Origin of the sequence: Streptomyces sp. AC512_CC834 (genome assembly GCF_019049325.1) — a bacterium.
Classification (GTDB): domain Bacteria; phylum Actinomycetota; class Actinomycetes; order Streptomycetales; family Streptomycetaceae; genus Streptomyces.
The window spans coordinates 78,916-96,777 of sequence record NZ_JAGMUO010000032.1 but is presented as its reverse complement, the minus strand read 5'-3'; the positions used below and the strand labels follow the sequence as shown (position 1 = coordinate 96,777).

The 17,862-nt window shown below is 70.3% G+C and carries 14 protein-coding genes and 1 pseudogene; 8 read left to right on the top strand and 7 right to left on the bottom strand.

What is annotated here, in order from left to right:
* Positions 1–130 precede the first annotated feature (130 nt).
* Positions 131–559, top strand: coding sequence for an IS200/IS605 family transposase (gene tnpA / locus KUM40_RS13080; RefSeq protein ID WP_217165997.1), 429 nt, complete (start codon positions 131–133; stop codon positions 557–559).
* A 208-nt stretch (positions 560–767) separates the two neighbouring features.
* Here tnpA and KUM40_RS13075 read toward each other — a convergent pair whose 3' ends face one another.
* The gene (locus KUM40_RS13075; RefSeq protein ID WP_217165996.1) at positions 768–1,037 is read right to left on the bottom strand and encodes a DUF397 domain-containing protein; all 270 of its coding nucleotides are present in this window, start codon (positions 1,035–1,037) and stop codon (positions 768–770) included.
* The gene (locus KUM40_RS13070; protein WP_217165995.1) at positions 997–1,845 is read right to left on the bottom strand and encodes a helix-turn-helix transcriptional regulator; all 849 of its coding nucleotides are present in this window, start codon (positions 1,843–1,845) and stop codon (positions 997–999) included. The genes KUM40_RS13075 and KUM40_RS13070 overlap by 41 nt, the downstream gene beginning before the upstream one ends.
* A gap of 158 nt (positions 1,846–2,003) precedes the next feature.
* Here KUM40_RS13070 and KUM40_RS13065 point away from each other — a divergent pair.
* Positions 2,004–2,348, top strand: a pseudogene (locus KUM40_RS13065) (ATP-binding protein); the annotation flags it as partial.
* Between the two features lie 41 nt (positions 2,349–2,389).
* On the opposite strand, the gene KUM40_RS13060 reads toward KUM40_RS13065, so the two are convergent.
* Positions 2,390–2,857 (bottom strand): hypothetical protein, encoded by a 468-nt coding sequence (locus tag KUM40_RS13060; RefSeq protein WP_217165994.1) that lies wholly within the window; start codon positions 2,855–2,857, stop codon positions 2,390–2,392.
* A gap of 165 nt (positions 2,858–3,022) precedes the next feature.
* On the opposite strand from KUM40_RS13060, the gene KUM40_RS13055 reads away from it, so the two are divergent.
* Positions 3,023–3,808 (top strand): methyltransferase domain-containing protein, encoded by a 786-nt coding sequence (locus KUM40_RS13055; RefSeq protein WP_217165993.1) that lies wholly within the window; start codon positions 3,023–3,025, stop codon positions 3,806–3,808.
* Positions 3,809–3,916: 108 nt separating this feature from the next.
* Here the strand turns inward: KUM40_RS13055 and KUM40_RS13050 are convergent, their stop codons facing one another.
* Positions 3,917–5,527 carry an MDR family MFS transporter gene (locus KUM40_RS13050; protein WP_217165992.1) on the bottom strand — a complete coding sequence of 537 codons (1,611 nt, stop codon included), beginning with the start codon at positions 5,525–5,527 and terminating at the stop codon, positions 3,917–3,919.
* 169 nt (positions 5,528–5,696) lie between these two features.
* Here KUM40_RS13050 and KUM40_RS13045 point away from each other — a divergent pair, with 169 nt between their 5' ends.
* Positions 5,697–6,284, top strand: a complete 588-nt coding sequence (locus tag KUM40_RS13045; RefSeq protein WP_374227377.1) for a TetR/AcrR family transcriptional regulator — start codon at positions 5,697–5,699, stop codon at positions 6,282–6,284.
* A gap of 31 nt (positions 6,285–6,315) precedes the next feature.
* On the opposite strand, the gene KUM40_RS13040 is transcribed toward KUM40_RS13045, so the two are convergent.
* A complete protein-coding gene (locus KUM40_RS13040) occupies positions 6,316–7,002 on the bottom strand; it encodes a M23 family metallopeptidase (protein ID WP_217165990.1) in 687 nt (228 codons plus the stop codon).
* 412 nt (positions 7,003–7,414) lie between these two features.
* Here KUM40_RS13040 and KUM40_RS13035 point away from each other — a divergent pair, with 412 nt between their 5' ends.
* From KUM40_RS13035 to KUM40_RS13025, 3 genes are all read left to right on the top strand, one after another.
* Positions 7,415–10,030, top strand: coding sequence for an NACHT domain-containing NTPase (locus KUM40_RS13035; RefSeq protein ID WP_217165989.1), 2,616 nt, complete (start codon positions 7,415–7,417; stop codon positions 10,028–10,030).
* 9 nt (positions 10,031–10,039) lie between these two features.
* Positions 10,040–12,643: an NACHT domain-containing NTPase gene (locus KUM40_RS13030; RefSeq protein WP_217165988.1), complete on the top strand. Its 2,604-nt coding sequence runs from the start codon at positions 10,040–10,042 to the stop codon at positions 12,641–12,643.
* A gap of 136 nt (positions 12,644–12,779) precedes the next feature.
* Entirely contained in the window at positions 12,780–13,460 is a 681-nt protein-coding gene (locus KUM40_RS13025) for an HAD family acid phosphatase (RefSeq protein ID WP_217165987.1), read from the top strand.
* Between the two features lie 200 nt (positions 13,461–13,660).
* On the opposite strand, the gene KUM40_RS13020 is transcribed toward KUM40_RS13025, so the two are convergent.
* Entirely contained in the window at positions 13,661–16,186 is a 2,526-nt protein-coding gene (locus tag KUM40_RS13020) for an ATP-dependent Clp protease ATP-binding subunit (protein ID WP_217165986.1), read from the bottom strand.
* A 431-nt stretch (positions 16,187–16,617) separates the two neighbouring features.
* Between KUM40_RS13020 and KUM40_RS13015 the strand changes: the two genes are divergently transcribed.
* On the top strand, positions 16,618–17,403 hold the full coding sequence (locus tag KUM40_RS13015) for an SCO3374 family protein (protein WP_217165985.1): 786 nt from the start codon (positions 16,618–16,620) through the stop codon (positions 17,401–17,403).
* Here KUM40_RS13015 and KUM40_RS13010 read toward each other — a convergent pair whose 3' ends face one another.
* Positions 17,404–17,739 (bottom strand): Lsr2 family protein, encoded by a 336-nt coding sequence (locus KUM40_RS13010; protein WP_217165984.1) that lies wholly within the window; start codon positions 17,737–17,739, stop codon positions 17,404–17,406.
* Positions 17,740–17,862 lie beyond the last annotated feature (123 nt).

Here is a 17,862-nt window from a genome sequence, read left to right as displayed (position 1 = left end):
CAGTGATCGGCCAGCATCGCGGCGAGCGCAGCGGCCTGGCCCACGGTGGGCCGCATGAGGAACTTGTACGCACGGATCATCCAGCCCACCCCCTTCCGATCGGGTCCGTCGATCATACTACGCTTGGTCTATGTCACCACGCTGGGAACCAAATACCAGTATCCGCCGGGGACGTCACGTCATCCACAACCTTCATGTCCACTTGGTTTTCGTGACCAAGTACCGGCGTGAGGTCTTCAACGACGAGATGCTGACGCGCTGCGAGGAGATCATGCGGAACGTGTGCACGGACTTCGGCGCGGACCTGACCGAGTTCAACGGGGAGGGCGACCATGTCCACCTGCTGGTGCACTACCCGCCCAAGGTCGCCCTCTCGAACCTGGTCAACTCGCTCAAGGGCGTGTCCTCGCGCTACCTCCGCCAGGAGTTCACCGGCCGCGTCAACCGCTTCATCATCCACGGCCGGTTCTGGTCCGGCTCCTACTTCGCCGGATCATGCGGCGGAGCTCCACTGTCGATCGTCCGTCAGTACATCGAGCAGCAAAAACATCCGTCGTAACCTGCGGGTCAGAACAGCCCTGAGATCGGATTCCCTCCCCGCCCAAAGGCGGGGATTCCCTCCGAAGAGAAGGATGGACCCGAAGCAGAAGGCGGCGTTCGAGGAGTTCCTCGCCCGGCAGGCAGACCGGGGTGGGCGGTAAGAAGCGTGAGCATGTTGGGGGTGGCTGTCATCGGGCTGCTCGCATGAGCGGCCCGATGACAGTTGGCTAGCGCATGTCCTCGATAAAGGACTGCCAGGCGGGGGCGCCGATGGTCACGACCGGACCGGCCGGGTTCTTGCTGTCCCGGACAGGAACGGAGCCGACGGGGCAGTTGTCGGCGACCTCGACGCAGTCGCCGCCGGTGTTTCCGCTGTACGAGGAGGTTCGCCAGGCGGCGCCGCCGGTGACGGTGCACTCCACACATTCGCCGCCGGTGTTTCCGCTGTAACTGGACTTACGCCACTGGCTGTTCCTCTGGCTGGGAGCCGTGTCCATAGCGTTCCTCCATCACCCGGATGATCAGTTCCGCCGAATCCTCCACGGAGAGGGCGGCGGCCTGCAAGCGAGCGTAACGGAGCGCGGCTTCCCTGATGGTCTCGGGATTGGCCGTCATGTGGCCGGAGATGATGTCCTCCGTGTAGACGATGTCCGGGTTGTCGTCGAAGCGGAGGAAGTTGAACGAACCAGCGAGGCTGGCGTGCGCCCCCACCTTGTTCGGCAGTACCTGCACATGCATCCAGCGGTGACCCGAGAACTCCAACAGCCGGGCCAGTTGCCGCCGCATGACCTCGGGGCCGCCGATCGGTCGGTGCAGTACGGCCTCGTCCAGTACCACCCAGGCCAGCGGCGGCTGCTCGTGCTCCAGAACGCGCTGGCGTTCCACCCTGGCGGCCACCAGTCCTTCCAGGTCGTCCGGCATGCCGGTGGCGAGCACCGCGCGTGCGTACTCCTCCGTCTGCAGCAGGCCGTACACCAACTGCGCCTGGTACGTGGAGATGTACGCCGCCTTCGCCTCCATCTCCGCGTACGGCTGGAACCACGTGGGGAGTTGGCTGCGCAGGACCAGGCCGATCAGGCGGGAGAACAGGCCGTCCGTGCCCAGCGCGGCGTCCACGCGCTCGGAGAAGTCCCGCGTGGGGACCTTCTTCGTGGTCTCGATCTGGCCGACCAGTGAGCCGGTGCAGAAGATGATGTCGCCGAGCTGGCCCTGCCTGAGGCCGTGCGCCTCGCGCTGGCGGCGCAGTTCCCAGCCGTAGTAGTCGAGGGGGGAAGCGGTCGGGTCGAGGGACTGGATGTTGGCCACTGCGGCACCTCACTCCGGGACTGCGGACGGCAACGCCTGACGGTGTTCACTTCTCTGCGTAGTCGAGCGTACGCAGTGCGTCGCAGTCTTGTGGCGTGAATCACGTAACCGGTCCGCAGGCGGCGGACGTCGAGAGCCAGTACCACGCCGAGTTCGCCATGGGCGCGCACTCGGCCCGCCATCTGCGCCGCGTTCTGCGGCTGTATCTCGTCCGCTCGGGGATGCCCGACGTGGCCGACGCCGCCGAGCTGGCGCTCACGGAGCTGGTCGCCAACGTCGTACGGCACGTGCCCGGCCGTCGCTGCCGCGTGTGCTTCCTGCTCCAGCCCGGCGGGGTGCGGGTGGAGGTCGCCGACGGCTGCCCGGAGTTGCCGGTTCCGGCGACGGTTGACGCGCTGGGCGAGGGCGGACGCGGGCTTGTGATCGTCGCGGCGGTGACAGACCGGTGGGGCGTCACGCCGTACGCGGACGGGCGGGGCAAGGTGGTTTGGTTCGAGTGCGTCGGCAAAACGGATCCGTCGTCGCCGCGTCCGCGATCGGCACCTCAGCCGGCCGCGTGCCGTGTGGCGGCGGCGCGTATCTCCTGGGCGGCGCCCGGTGGTTCCAGCAGCATGTTCCCGGCCTCGCGGCCTTCGTGGTGGACGCGTAGGCGCGGGCCGTCGACCAGAACGCGCAGCTCCGGCCATGGGTGACGCCACAGGAGTGCGGAGCGCTCCCACAGTTGCAGGCCGCGGCTGGTCACCACTAGCTGGTACTGCGGGCCCTCGTGCGCCGCGGGCGGCGTGTGTTCGCGGTACGGAGGCCGGACGGTGTAGGTGCCGAGGACCTTCTCCCCCGGCTCCAGGGCCTCGGCGCGCACGGAACGTCGTCGGCCGATCCGTACTCCCGCCCAACCGGCGAGGCCGGCGGTCAGCACGGCCGAACCGGCCACCGCCCACCAGGGCAACGAGGCTCTCACGCCCGCCAGGACGACCGCGGCGACCGGAAGGACCGCGGTCCCGGCGGCGCCCATCAGCTCCGCCCGTCGGAGAGGTCTTTCGCTGTCTCTTCCGCTGTTGCCATCCATGCCGCACCCCAGTTCCCGCCCGCCGCCCCGGCGATTCCGCATCCACCCTAGCCACCCGGGTCGGCGAAACCCGGTTGTGCCCGGCAGGGCGATCGGCTTGGGTTCGTGGGCGTGACCGACTTGAGTGATCTCGTACGTCCCGACCGCTATCCGCGCTCCTCCCGCTACGACCCCGCCTGGCTGCTCGACCTCGACATGGGGCCGAACCCGCTGTGGTTGCTGGAGGATCTCGCCCGGGACCTGGAGCTGCGGCCGGGGATGCGGATTCTCGACCTCGGCTCCGGGAAGGGCGCGACGTCGGTGTTCCTGGCCCGTGAGTACGGCGCCGAGGTCGTCGCGGCCGACTGGTGGATCGCGCCCGAGGAGGCGGCGGCCGTGTTCGCCGGGGCGGGGGTCGGTGACCGGGTGGCGGCCGTACGGGCCGAGGCGCACGCCCTGCCGTTCGAGGAGGCGAGCTTCGACGCCGTCGTCAGCGTCGACGCGTTCGAGTACTTCGGGACGGCGGACGGCTATCTGCCGTATCTCGTCCGGTTCCTGCGGCCCGGTGGGCAGTTGGGCGTGGCGACTCCCGCCATGACGCGGGAGGTGCGTGAGCTGGGGGCGATCCCGCCGCACATCAAGGACGTGGTCGGCTGGGAGGCGTTGGCCTGGCACACCGCCGAGTGGTGGCGCTTCCAGTGGGGGATCACCGAGCTGGTGGACGTCACCTCCGCGCGCCTGCAACCGGACGCCTGGCGGGACTGGCTGCTGTGGACCCGGGCGGGGGCCGCGTACCGGGCCGACGCCCGGAGCACGGACGGCACGAGCGCGGACGGCGATCAGGCCGTGATCGACATGCTCAACGCCGACCGCGGCGAGTACCTCTCCTTCGCCCTGCTCACCGCGCGCAGGCGGTGACACGGACCACGGCCACGGCCACGGCCACGGCCAACACGAAGACCTCCAGGTGGCCGAAGCCACCCGGAGGTCCGGTGAAGGGGAGCAGGCGGCGGGGCCGCCGCGAGGTCACGCCGGTTCTGTCACCGGTGCCTTCGCCGTAGCCGTGGCGTCGTCGCCGTCGACCGGGGTGTCGGCCGCCTTCGGGCCCGCGCCCTTCAGCGGGATCTCCTTGACGAAGACCGCCGCGACCAGTGCGAGGACGGCCACCGCGGAGCCGAGCAGGAACGCGCCGTGGGTGCCGGAGGAGACCGCGTGCTGGTAGGCCTCGCGGGTCATCGCCGGCAGCTTTTCCAGCGCCTCCTTGGTCAGCGTCGCCGTCTGCTCGGTCGCCTGGGAGCCCGACGCTCCACCCCGCTCGGACATGACGTCCTGGACCCGGTGGTTGAAGATCGCGCCCATGATCGCGACGCCGAAGGAGGAGCCCAGGGTGCGGAAGAGGGTGGTGGAGGAGGACGCGACGCCCATGTCCTTCATCTCCACGCTGTTCTGCGCCACCAGCATGGTGATCTGCATCAGGCAGCCCATGCCGAGACCGACCACGGCCATGTACAGGCCGGACGTGAAGCGGCTGGTGTCGGTGTCCATGGTGGACAGCAGGAACAGGCCGACCGCCATCAGCGCACCGCCCGCCACCGGGAAGATCTTGTAGCGTCCGGTGCTGGTGGTGACCCGCCCGGCCACCATCGACGTGACGAGCATCGCGCCCAGCATCGGCAGGAGCAGCAGCCCGGAGTTGGTGGCGGACGCGCCCTGCACGGCCTGCTGGTACAGCGGCAGGAAGAGGGTCGCGCCGAACATCACGAAGCCGACGATGAAGCCGATGATGGACATCAGCGTGAAGTTGCGGCTGCGGAAGACGTGCAGCGGCAGGATCGGCTCGGCGGCCCTGGTCTGCCAGAACACGAACCCGACCAGCGCGGCGACGCCGATGCCGATCAGCTCCATGATGCGCGCGGAGGTCCAGGCGTACTCGGTGCCGCCCCAGGTGGTGACGAGCACGATGGCGGTGATGCCGACGGTCAGCAGTGCGGCGCCCGGATAGTCGATCCGCGCCTTGCTGCGCTTCTTCGGCAGGTGCAGTACGGCGCTGATGGCGATCAGCGCGATCGCGCCGAGCGGGATGTTGATGTAGAAGGACCAGCGCCAGCCCCAGTTGTCGGTGATGGTGCCGCCGACCAGCGGTCCGCCGATCATCGCGAGCGCCATGACACCGGCGATCATGCCCTGGTACTTGCCGCGCTCCCTGGGCGGTATCAGGTCGCCGATGATCGCCATGACGCCGACCATCAGTCCGCCGGCGCCCAGGCCCTGGACGGCGCGGAAGCCGATGAGCTGGCCCATGTCCTGGGCCATGCCGCTGAGCGCCGAGCCGATCAGGAAGATCACGATGGACGTCATGAAGACGCCCTTGCGCCCGTACATGTCGCCGAGCTTGCCCCACAGCGGGGTGGAGGCCGCGGTGGCGAGGGTGTAGGCGGTGACGACCCAGGAGAGGTGCTCCAGGCCGCCCAATTCGCCCACGATCGTCGGCATCGCGGTACCGATGATCATGTTGTCGAGCATCGCGAGCATCATCGCGATCATGAGGGCGAGCAGGACGACCCGCACGCTCCTCGGCTGTTTACCGGCGCCGGCTTCGCCGGTCGCCGCCTCCGCCTTCTCCGTCGTCTCCGCCATTTCTCCTACTCCCCCAGCTACCGCTGTGCGACTTGCCACTCACTTGCGCTTACTTGCCGCCCGGCAAGTTGTCTACACTGGGGAAGGTAGTCGCGTAACTAGCCGGTCGTCAAGTAAGTTTTTCGGAAAGTGCGCGGGGCAGGAGGTGCGTAGGAGGATGGGCGGCACAATGAACGGCACCAAGCAGCAGCGACGCCGCGGGGACACCCGCCAGCGCATCCAGGACGTGGCCCTCGGGCTCTTCGCCGAGCAGGGGTACGAGAAGACCTCGCTGCGCGAGATCGCCGAGCGTCTGGACGTGACCAAGGCCGCGCTGTACTACCACTTCAAGACCAAGGAAGAGATCCTCGTAAGCATCTTCGAGGATCTGTCGCGACCGCTGGAGGACCTGATCGACTGGGGGCGGGAGCAGCCGCACACCCTGGAGACGAAGCAGGAGATCATCCGCCGCTACAGCGAGGCGCTGGCCGGTGCGAAGCCGCTGTTCCGCTTCATGCAGGAGAACCAGGCGACGGTGCGGGACCTGCGCATCGGCGAGTTGTTCAAGCACCGCATGTTCGGCCTGCGCGACATCCTCATGGACCCCGAAGCGGACCTGGTCGACCAGGTCCGCTGCATCAGCGCGCTGTTCACGCTGCACGCCGGGATGTTCGTGCTGCGGGACCTCGAAGGCGACCCCGAGGAACAGCGCGCTGCCGTTCTCGAGGTCGCCACCGATCTTGTGACCCAGGCCCACCGGGGAGCGGCGGGCTCGTAGTCCCGTCCGTTGGACGGTCCCAGGGCGGTCCTTAGACGGTCACGCCCTTGGACTTCAGGAAGGAGACCGGGTCGACGGCCGAGCCGTAGTTCGGGGTCGTGCGGATCTCGAAGTGCAGGTGCGGACCGCTGGAGTTGCCGGTGTTGCCGGACTTGGCGATCGACTGGCCGGTCTTCACGACCTGGCCGATCTTCACGTTGATCTTGGACAGGTGCGCGTACTGGGAGTACGTGCCGTTGCCGTGCTTGACGACGATCGCGTTGCCGTAGGCGGGGCCGTCACCGGCGCCGTTGCCGCCGGCCTTGACGACGGTGCCGCCGTGGGCGGCGACGACGTTGGTGCCGACCGGCACGGCGAAGTCCTGGCCGCTGTGCTTGTGCGCCCACATGCCGCCGCTCTGGGCGTAGCCGGCGCTCAGCTCGTACTTCTTGACCGGGTCCACCCAGGAGGCGGCCTTCTTCTTGGTGGCCGTCTTCTTGGCGGTGGTGCTCTTCTTGGCGCTCGCGGCGGCCTTCTCGGCCTTGGCCGCCTTGGCCTGGGCCGCGGCCTGGGCCTCTACGGCGCTCGCGGCGGCGTTGGTGCTGGAGGCCGCCGTGGTGCCGGTGGCGGCCGCGACCCCGGCTCCCAGTGCGACCGAGGCTCCGAGGCCTGCGGCCATCACCGCGGCGCGAGTGCGAAGGGTCGTACGGGAAGAACGGGACGTGACACGCGGGAACATTCGAACCTCATGGGGACGGGTGCAGAGGAATGCCCCTCCGGCGGGACGCACAAGACGTTCGTCCAAGGCGTTCGTCGGGCGGGCTCCACCTTGGTAACCCGGCGGGCCCGAACCGCACAAAGGTGTGACCTACGACCGTATTTAGTACTTCAGCGCGAAACTTCACGACTCTTGACAGAGCCGCCATTTAGGACAAAACCAGCTCAGAGCCCCGGAAGCCGACCTCCCCGACGTTCCGGTATGTCCGATTTGATGGTTCTTGCCGTTCCCACTATTCCCCGTAGTACAGGGCAAACGGCCTGTGCGGCACATCACCGGCGACCATGATCGAAGGGCGGGTGAATGTGACGGGGGCTACTCCCGTCCCGGCTAACCCGCCCCCCGCGCAAGGGGGTTCACCTAGGCTCGGAACATGGTCGACGTCACAGCACTGGGGGCACGTGTCGCGTCCAGCGCGGTCACGCCCCTCGTCCGCAGACTCTTCGTCCGGGACGGGCCGGGAGCGGGTCTCGTGGACCGGCCGGTGCGGATATCGGCACTGGTGTCGTTCCGGGGCGAGAAGCGGACCGTCACACCCAAGGACGTGGACAAGATCGCCGGGGAGCTGGTCCGCAGGGCGCTGGCGGCGGCCGGGCCCGGGGAGGAGCCCGTCGACGCCGCCGAGGCGACGGCCGTCAAGGACGCCCTGGCCCGCACCCTCGCCCGGCTCGGCGAGATCACCGCCGAGGACTACGAGGCCGTCGGTCTCGGCCCCGAGCGCTTCGCCCGCGAGCTGAGCGCGGGCGTGCCGCTGGCCCCGTACGGGCTCGGCGAGGGCGGCACGCTGCTGTACGAGCGGCTGCTGCACACCGCCTCGCTGCACATCCTGAACTTCCTCACCCAGCGCTCCACCTATGTGGCACGGCAGCAGACCGTGCAGACCCAGCAGCTCGCACGGCTCGTCCAGGCCGTCGACGTACTGCTGGAGCGGCTGCCGTCCCAGTCGGCCGAGGACGCCGGGTTCGAGGAGCGTTACGCGGACCACATCACCGCCCGGTACGGCACGCTCACCATCTACGGGCTGGACGCCGGGACGCGCGAGTGGCCGCTGGACACGGCGTATCTGAGCCTGGAGGCGACCCGGCCGCAGGCGGGGCGGGACGGCCGCCGGGAGGCGGAGTACCCGAGTGTGGCCGCCGAGCAGGTCCTCGCCGGGCACGACCAGGTGTTCCTGCGCGGCGCCGCCGGTTCCGGCAAGACGACCCTCGTGCAGTGGCTCGCGGTCACCGCGGCGAGCCGGGTGTACGACCACGGGCTGCCCCACCTCATCGGGCGGGTGCCGTTCGTGCTGCCGATGCGCCGGATCGTCCGGCCCGGGGCCGAGCTGCCCTTCCCCGGCGACTTCCTGCGCGCGGTCGGCTGTCCCGTCGCCGGGGAGCAGCCGCCGGGGTGGGTGGAGCGCGTCCTGCGCGCCCGGCGCGGGGTGCTGCTGGTCGACGGCATCGACGAGATCGCCGGGGACCGCCGCGGGGCCGCCCGGCGCTGGCTGCGGGAGCTGGTGCGGGCCTTCCCCGGGAACCTGTGGCTGGTCACCTCGCGCCCCTCGGCCGTACCGGAGGACTGGCTGGCCGCCGAGGGCTTCAGCGAACTCGTCCTCGCGCCGATGGGCCGCGACGGCGTCGCCACCTTCGTACGGCGCTGGCACCGCGCGGCCGGCGCGCCAAAGTCCGTCGGCGAGTCGCTGCTGGGGTCGGTGCGGACCACGTCCGAGCTCAACCGGCTGGCCACCAATCCGCTCATGTGCGGCATGCTCTGCGCCCTGCACCGCGACCGGCGCGGCTTCCTGCCGCAGGACCGCAGGTCCCTGTACGAGGCCGCGCTGACCATGCTCCTGGAGCGCCGGGACCGGGAGCGGGAGCTGCACGACGCCGACGGGACGCGGCTGCCGTACACGGTCCAGGTGCAACTGCTGCAGAAGCTGGCGTGGTGGCTGATCCGCAACGGCCGCCAGGAGATGGACCGGGCCGAGGCCCTGCAGATCATCGGCCGTGCGCTGCCCGCGCTGAACCTCGCGGCCGACGGCGAGGAGGACACCTACCGCGCCCTGCTGCTGCGCTCCGGACTGCTGCGCGAGCCCGCCGAGGAGCGGGTGGACTTCCTGCACCGCACCTTCCAGGACTATCTCGGTGCCCGGCTGGCCGTCCAGGAGATGGACTTCGACCTGCTGGTCGACCACGCGGAGAGGGACGACTGGGAGGACGTCATCCTGCTGGCCCTCGCGCACGCCCGGCCCAAGGAGGCGGAGTACATACTGCGTCGGCTGGCGGACTTCGACGACCCGCGCGGCACGCTGCTGGCGGCGGCCGGACTGCGGTACGCGGCGGAAGTCGCGCCCGAGGTGCGCAAGCGGGTGGAGGACGGGCTGGCGGCACACGTGCCGCCGGTGGACTTCGAGGCGGCACGGGAGGTGGCGCGCGCCGGGGGTGATCTGGTGCTGGGCCTGCTGCCGGGCCCTGACGAGGTCGATCACCGCACGGCGGCCCGGGTGGTGTCCACGGCGATCAGTGTGGGCAGCGAGGCGGCGCTGCAGTTCCTGCGCCGGTTCCGCGACCACCCCGGCTCCGGCGTGCAGCAGTCCCTCGCCGCCGCCTGGCACACCTTCGACCGGGACCAGTACGCCCGTGACGTCCTCGCCCACCTGCGCCGGCAGTGGGCCGTCGACGTGTCCACCGTCGACGACCTGCACACGCTGCGCTCACTCGGCGGCTGGGAGCACGTCCGCGTCCGGGGCGCGTACCGGATCGACGACCTGACCGGACTGCTCGTCGCGGAGCGCCTCGCCCATCTGACCCTGGAGGCCCCTCACCCGGTGGAGGGGCTGGCCTGGCTCTCGGCCTTCCCCGGCCTGCGGACCGTCACCGTGCTGACACAGACGGACGGGGCCGTGGCCCGGCAGGTGCCGGACGGAGTGCGGCTCAAGCTCCCCGACGGAGCGCGGCTCGAGCTCCACGACGCCGTTCCCGCTTCGCCCTCCCGACCCCAGGGGTAACCCACCTTCATGGATGCCGTCGTCCGCACGCCCTCCCGTCTCGCCGCCCCTCTCGTCCGCAGGCTCTTCCGCGATCCCGCCCGGCCACCCGTGTTCTCCGAGCCGGTGCCCGGCCTCGTCACCTGGCGGGGCATCAAGGCCACGGCCACCCCGGACGAGGTCCACCGCACCGCCGCCGACCTGGTGCACCTCGCCGCCGAGCGGCATGCCGCGCCCAACGCCGAACTGGCCCCGGTCGTCGACGTACTGGCCCGCACCCTGCTCGCGATCGCCGAGGTCGACGTCACCGACGCCGACGCCGTACGGCTCGGGCCGCAGGACTACGCGCGTCGGCTGCGGGGCGCGGTGCAGGGCGCGGACCGCGAACTGTCCCCGGACGCGGCCTGGTTCCACGACGCGCTGCTGGTCTCCGTGTGCCTGCACGTCGTACACCATCTGGTGCGGCGCTCCCCCTACCTCCAGCGGCAACTGCCGGGACGGGCCAGCCGGATCGCGCAGCTCGTCGACCTGGGCGACGCGGAGGTGGCGGCCCGGCAGTCCGAACGGTCCGAGGAGGACGTGGCGTTCGAGGCGGAGTACGCCCAGTGGGTGGCCCGGCGGCACGGCTGGCTGACCATCGTCGGCGTCGACTTCCCCAACGCGCCCGACCGTTGGCCGCTGGAGGAGACCTACCTGAGCCTGGAGGCGGAGGAGCGCAGCGGCGGCGTGGGCGGCGCGGACGACGAGCAGCGCACCGTGCTGCTCGCGGACCGTGCCCTGGAGGACCACGAACGGGTGCTGCTGCGCGGCGGCGCCGGCTCGGGCAAGACGACCCTCGTGCAGTGGCTGGCCGTGGCCGCCGCCCGCGAGGGATCCCGGGTCCCCTTCGTGCTGCCGGTACGCCGGTTCGCCCGCGAGGGCTTTCCGGCCCCGGACGACTTCCTGCACGCGGTCCGGCACCCGCTCGCCGACCGGGCGCCGGAGGGGTGGGTGGTGCGCACCCTGCTCGCGGGCCGGGCGCTGCTGCTGGTCGACGGCATCGACGAGGCGCCGGAGAAGACGCGCGGCGAGCTGCGCGACCGGCTGCGGCGCCTGCTCCGCGTCTTCTCCGGCAACGGCTGCCTGGTCACCTCCCGGCCCTCCGCCGTGTCGGACGGCTGGCTGTCCGGCGGTGGGCTGGCCGAGGAGGACTTCGTCGAGCTGTCCCTCGCGCCCATGTCACGCGACCAGGTGACGCGGTTCATCCGGGACTGGCACTCGGCGGCCCGCCTCGACGAGCAGAGCCGCTCCCCCGGGCCGCGTGACCGGGAGCGTGAGCGGGACCGGGAGCGGGAGCGCAGCACGCTCGACGCGTACGAGCAGCGGCTGCTGCACTCCGTACGGATCTACCGCGAGCTGCGCCAGCTCGCCACCAACCCCCTGATGTGCGGCCTGATATGCGCACTCAACCGGGACCGCGCCGGTACCCTCCCCAGCGGCCGCAAGGAGCTGTACGACGCCGCCCTGGAGATGCTGCTCCAGCGCCGCGACCCCGAACGGGACGTGCTGTACGCCGACGACGTGCGGCTCCAGCAGAGCACCCGGGAGCGGCTGTTGCAGAAGCTGGCCCACGCGATGCTGGAGGAGGACGCCTCCGAGCTGACCCGGGAACGGGCGGTCGGCATCCTCGACGCCGCGCTGCCCGCGATGCCCGCCGCCCGCGCGCAGGGGGACGGCGCGAAGATCTTCCGGCATCTGCTGCACCGCACCGGGCTGCTGCGCGAACGGTCGGGCGAGTCCGTCGACTTCGTCCACCGCACCTTCCAGGACTACCTGGCCGCGAAGGAGATCGTGGCGCGCGGCCGGTTCCCCACGCTGGTGGACCACGCCCACCAGTCCGAGTGGGAGGAGGTCATCCGCATGGCCGCCGCCCATGCCCGGCCCGAGGAGTGCGGCCAGTTCCTGGAACGGCTGCTCGCACCCGCCCCCGGACTGCGCCGCTCGCAGATCAACCACCGCCGGCTGATGGCCGCGGCCTGCCTGGACCACGTCACCGAGCTGGACCCGGCCGTCCAGCGTCTCGTCCACGACCGGACGAAGAACCTGGTGCGCCCGACGACGGAGCTGGCCGCCCGGGGGCTCGGCTGGGTCGGCCCCATCGTCCTGGAGCTGCTGCCCGACCCGGGCCAGGTCCCCGACGACCGGCAGGCGCTGCTGCTCGCGTACACCGCGACCCGCGTCCAGGACGACGCGGCCGTCGACTACCTGGTCCGGCTGCGGTCCCGCACCGCGCTGCCGGTGCGGGCCGAACTCGCGCGTGGCTGGCGGCACTTCGACACCGAGCGGTACGCCCTGGAGATCATCGCCCACCTGGACCCGGACGGCCTCTACTTCCCGGTCGCCGACACCGCCGAGCTGGCCGCGCTGCGCGAACTCGGCGGGCGCCCGCGCATCCAGGTGGCCGGTGTGATGCGGGCCGAGGAGCTGCTGGCGGGACTGCTCCCCGATCAGCTCACCCACCTCTGGCTCAACGCGGAGCTGCCCGACACGGACGTCTCCTGGCTGTCCGGTTTCCCCCGGCTGCGGGTGCTGCGGGTCAACCCGCGACTGCCTCGGGTGCGGAACGTACCGGACGGGGTGGAGATCACGGCGTAGCGCAGCCGCAGGTCAGACGGCTGACTACTACTCAGTAACCCAATCGTTGCCGTCCGGCCACTTGCTGGGGGAAGCATGCACGCGACAACTTTGTGCCGTCAGGCATCCGCGCAGGCATGAGAGGACCCCACCCCCCATGACCGACCAGAACGGACAGACCAGACAGGCCGGACGGACCCGGCGCCGCACGTGGACGCGTGTCGCCGCGGCGTCCGCCGTGACCGTGGCGGCGCTCACCGCGACGGTCACGCCGTCCGCCGCCGCCCCGGCGCAGCCGCAGCCCACGCCGGTGACGGCGGTGGCGTCGGTCGCCGCCGACGACGACGTCGACTACGACACCTGGCAGCGGGACTGCCGGGCCGTGATGGACCGGGCGCTGCCGTACCTGAAGGAGCGGATCGCCGGCTCCGCACCCGGCGAGAGGCAGGCGATCGTCCTCGACATCGACAACACCTCCCTGGAGACCGACTTCGGCTTCAGCTACCCGCAGCCCGCCAACCGGCCGGTCCTGGAGGCCGCCCAGTACGCCCAGGAGCACGGCGTCGCCCTGTTCTTCGTGACCGCCCGCCCCGGCATCATCGAGGCGCCCACCGAGTGGAACCTCGCCCACGCCGGCTACGAGTCCTCCGGGCTGTACGTGCGCGGGTTCCTCGACCTGTTCAAGGACGTCGCCGAGTACAAGACCGAGCAGCGCGCCGAGATCGAGTCGGACGGCTACACGATCATCGCGAACATCGGCAACAGCGCCACCGACCTGTCGGGCGGCCACGCCGAGCGGACCTTCAAGCTCCCGGACTACGACGGGCAGTTGTCCTGACGCGGGTGTCCTGACGCACGTGTCCTGACCCTCGACAGGCTCCTCCCCTCGTCGAACGACCACGGGGTGGCGCATGGAACCGGCGGTACTCGGCGACCAAGTGGGCCTGCCCGCACATCCTGACGCTGACGCGACACGGGTAAGGGGCTGCCCGGGACCGAAGTCCCGGACAGCCCCTTTATCGGCGCGCCCCCGGAGGGCTACGCCTCCTTGCTCAGGTTCGGACCCGCGCCGCCCGCCGCCTGCTCGATCGGCGGGACGTCGGGGAGGGCCGACTTCTCCTCACCCCGGAAGGTGAAGGTCTTGGCGTCGCCCTCGCCCTCGGTGTCCACGACCACGATGTGACCGGGGCGCAGCTCGCCGAAGAGGATCTTCTCCGACAGCGAGTCCTCGACCTCGCGCTGGATCGTGCGACGCAGCGGACGCGCGCCCAGAACCGGGTCGTAGCCCTTCTTGGACAGCAGCTCCTTGGCGGACTGGGAGAGCTCGATGCCCATGTCCCGGTCCTTGAGGCGCTCGTCGACCTTGTCGATCATCAGGTCGACGATCCGCAGGATGTCGTCCTGGCTGAGCTGCGGGAAGACGACCACGTCGTCGACGCGGTTGAGGAACTCGGGCCGGAAGTGCTGCTTCAGCTCGTCCTGGACCTTGTTCTTCATGCGCTCGTAGTTGGACTTCTTGTCGCCCGCGGCGGCGAAGCCGAGGTTGAAGCCCTTGGAGATGTCCCGGGTGCCGAGGTTGGTCGTCATGATGATGACCGTGTTCTTGAAGTCCACGACCCGGCCCTGGGAGTCGGTCAGGCGACCGTCCTCCAGGATCTGGAGAAGGCTGTTGAAGATGTCCGGGTGGGCCTTCTCGACCTCGTCGAAGAGGACGACCGAGAACGGCTTGCGGCGGACCTTCTCCGTGAGCTGACCGCCCTCCTCGTAGCCCACGTAGCCGGGGGGCGAACCGAAGAGACGGGAGACCGTGTGCTTCTCGCTGAACTCCGACATGTCGAGGGAGATCAGCGCGTCCTCGTCACCGAAGAGGAACTCCGCGAGCGCCTTGGACAGCTCGGTCTTACCGACACCGGACGGACCGGCGAAGATGAACGAGCCACCGGGACGCTTCGGGTCCTTCAGGCCGGCACGGGTACGGCGGATCGCCTTGGACAGCGCCTTGACGGCGTCGATCTGGCCGATGACCCGCTTGTGGAGCTCGTCCTCCATGCGCAGCAGGCGGGACGACTCCTCCTCCGTGAGCTTGAAGACCGGGATGCCGGTGGCCGTGGCGAGGACCTCGGCGATCAGCTCGCCGTCGACCTCGGCGACGACGTCCATGTCGCCGGCCTTCCACTCCTTCTCCCGCTTGGCCTTCGCGGCGAGGAGCTGCTTCTCCTTGTCGCGCAGGGAGGCGGCCTTCTCGAAGTCCTGCGAGTCGATCGCGGACTCCTTGTCGCGGCGGACGCCGGCGATCTTCTCGTCGAACTCGCGCAGGTCCGGCGGCGCGGTCATCCGGCGGATGCGCATCCTCGAGCCGGCCTCGTCGATCAGGTCGATCGCCTTGTCCGGCAGGAAGCGGTCCGAGATGTAGCGGTCGGCGAGCGTCGCCGCCTGGACCAGGGCCTCGTCCGTGATGGAGACGCGGTGGTGCGCCTCGTAGCGGTCGCGCAGGCCCTTGAGGATCTCGATCGTGTGCGGCAGCGACGGCTCCGCGACCTGGATCGGCTGGAAGCGGCGCTCGAGGGCCGCGTCCTTCTCCAGGTGCTTGCGGTACTCGTCCAGCGTGGTCGCACCGATGGTCTGCAGCTCACCGCGGGCCAGCATCGGCTTCAGGATCGACGCGGCGTCGATGGCGCCCTCGGCGGCACCCGCACCGACCAGCGTGTGCAGCTCGTCGATGAACAGGATGATGTCGCCGCGGGTGCGGATCTCCTTGAGCACCTTCTTCAGGCGCTCCTCGAAGTCACCGCGGTAGCGGGAGCCTGCGACCAGCGCGCCGAGGTCCAGGGTGTAGAGGTGCTTGTCCTTGAGGGTCTCGGGCACCTCGCCCTTGACGATGGCCTGCGCGAGGCCCTCGACGACGGCGGTCTTGCCGACGCCGGGCTCACCGATCAGCACCGGGTTGTTCTTGGTACGGCGGGACAGCACCTGCATGACCCGCTCGATCTCCTTCTCGCGCCCGATGACCGGGTCGAGCTTGGACTCACGAGCGGCCTGGGTGAGGTTCCGGCCGAACTGGTCGAGGACCAGGGACGTGGAGGGCGTGCCCTCCGCAGGACCGCCGGCGGTGGCGGTCTCCTTGCCCTGGTAGCCGGAGAGCAACTGGATGACCTGCTGCCGCACCCGGTTGAGATCGGCGCCCAGCTTGACCAGGACCTGGGCGGCGACGCCCTCGCCCTCACGGATCAGGCCGAGCAGGATGTGCTCCGTGCCGATGTAGTTGTGACCCAACTGGAGGGCCTCGCGGAGCGACAGCTCCAGGACCTTCTTGGCACGGGGGGTGAAGGGAATGTGACCCGACGGGGCCTGCTGGCCCTGCCCGATGATCTCCTCCACCTGCTGGCGGACCGCCTCGAGCGAAATCCCGAGGCTCTCAAGGGCCTTGGCGGCGACACCCTCACCCTCGTGGATCAGGCCCAGGAGGATGTGCTCGGTGCCGATGTAGTTGTGGTTGAGCATCCGGGCTTCTTCCTGAGCCAGGACGACAACCCGCCGCGCGCGGTCGGTGAACCTCTCGAACATCGTTAATCGCTCCTCAGAGCGGTCAGGCAGTAAGGGGAACTTCCCCTCCCTGTCCTTCCGCAGCTTAGTCCCGCAAGCGGGGACCGCTCATTCCAACTGCCGACACCGTCGATGGCCTCCTGACCCCTGACGCCGACATCTGCCACAACCCGATGGTGCGAGACGATGTTCCCGCAGGCCAGGCACTTACCCCACTCGCCAGTACGCCGATGGCGAACGCGAGACGGCCCGATCTGCGTGTCGCCCCCTCTCACTAGGGATGTCTTACCCGCGGACCCTGACACTCCATGCCGCGCGTATCGGTTCCCTCCGCTACGGGCGAACAACCTTGCGCCTCCCCGCACCCCCGCACGCCCCCTTTTTCCAGCACTCTGCGCATTCGTAACACCACCCAGCGTAACCCGAGGCCTCTTCGGGCTGTTGCACTTGGCATGGTTGGCGCCCTGCCCCCGGTCCCCGCCGCTCCCGCGGCTCCCGTCGCCGATGCGGTCCCCGCGGTCCCCGTCGTGCCGTCGCCCCGTCGGCCCGCTGAACTCGGCGGTCCGGTGTGGGGGCGGGTGCGGTGGTGGTACGAGAGCGTGCTCGGGTGGCCGACGATGCCCGGGGATGCGGTGGTTCCAGTGGATGCGGTGGCTCCGGTGGATGCGGTACGGCTGCGTACCGGGGTCCGCTTCGACGTCCTGGACGTCCCGGCCGAGGCCGGGCACGCGGCACTGGAGCGGCTCCGGCGGCCCGTGCCGTGGACCGGGCGGTGCGGAGCGGTCCCACCACCCCGGCCGGAGTTTCCGGTGGCCGTGCGCGGCGAGCGGATGCTGCTGCTCGTGGCGGCGGGCGGCGCGGAGGAGCTGCCCGGGCTGCTGGAGTGGCTGGAGTGGGGCTCGCTGGCGCTCGACCTGACGGCCGTCGGCGCGGGCGGCCTCATGGACGCGCCCCTCGCCCCGGGGCCCGGCCTTGGCCCGGCCGGCCTGCCGTCGCGTCCCCCGGACCGCGACGGCCTGCGGGGGGCCGCCGTCTGGCTGCGGCCCCCGGAGCCGGGAGGCGAGGTCGAGTCCTCGCTGCCGGCGCTGTCGGCCCTTGGGGGTGCCGGGACCGTTCTCGATCTCGCACGGCTGGTCCACACCCTGGCCACGCAGTGCCACCGGGTCCGGCTCACCACGACCGGCCCACCGCGGACTCGGCCCATGGCGCGGACTCGGCCCGTGGCGCGGGTCGGGTGATCAGCCGTTGGCCCGCTCGTACGCCTCGCGCACCTTCGCGGGAACACGGCCGCGGTCGTTGACCTCGTGGCCGTTCTCCTTCGCCCAGGCGCGGATCGCCGCGGTGTCCTGGCTGCCGCCGGAGGCGGCGCGTGCCTTGCCGCGCCCACCCGAGGCACGGCCCCCGGTACGACGGCCACCCTTCAGATACGGATCGAGAAGACCACGGAGCTTGTCCGCGTTGGCGGTGGTGAGGTCGATCTCGTAGGTCTTGCCGTCCAGTGCGAACGTCACGGTCTCGTCTGCCTCGCCACCGTCGAGGTCATCGACAAGAAGGACCTGAACCTTCTGTGCCACCGGATTTCCTTTCATCGATAACTTGAGGGCCGGAGGTCCGCCGGCATCCGCCGTATCGCCGTCCCTTGTTATATGCAGTACTGCACTACGCCGGAAAGCAAACCGCTTTTGCCGGAAAAACAC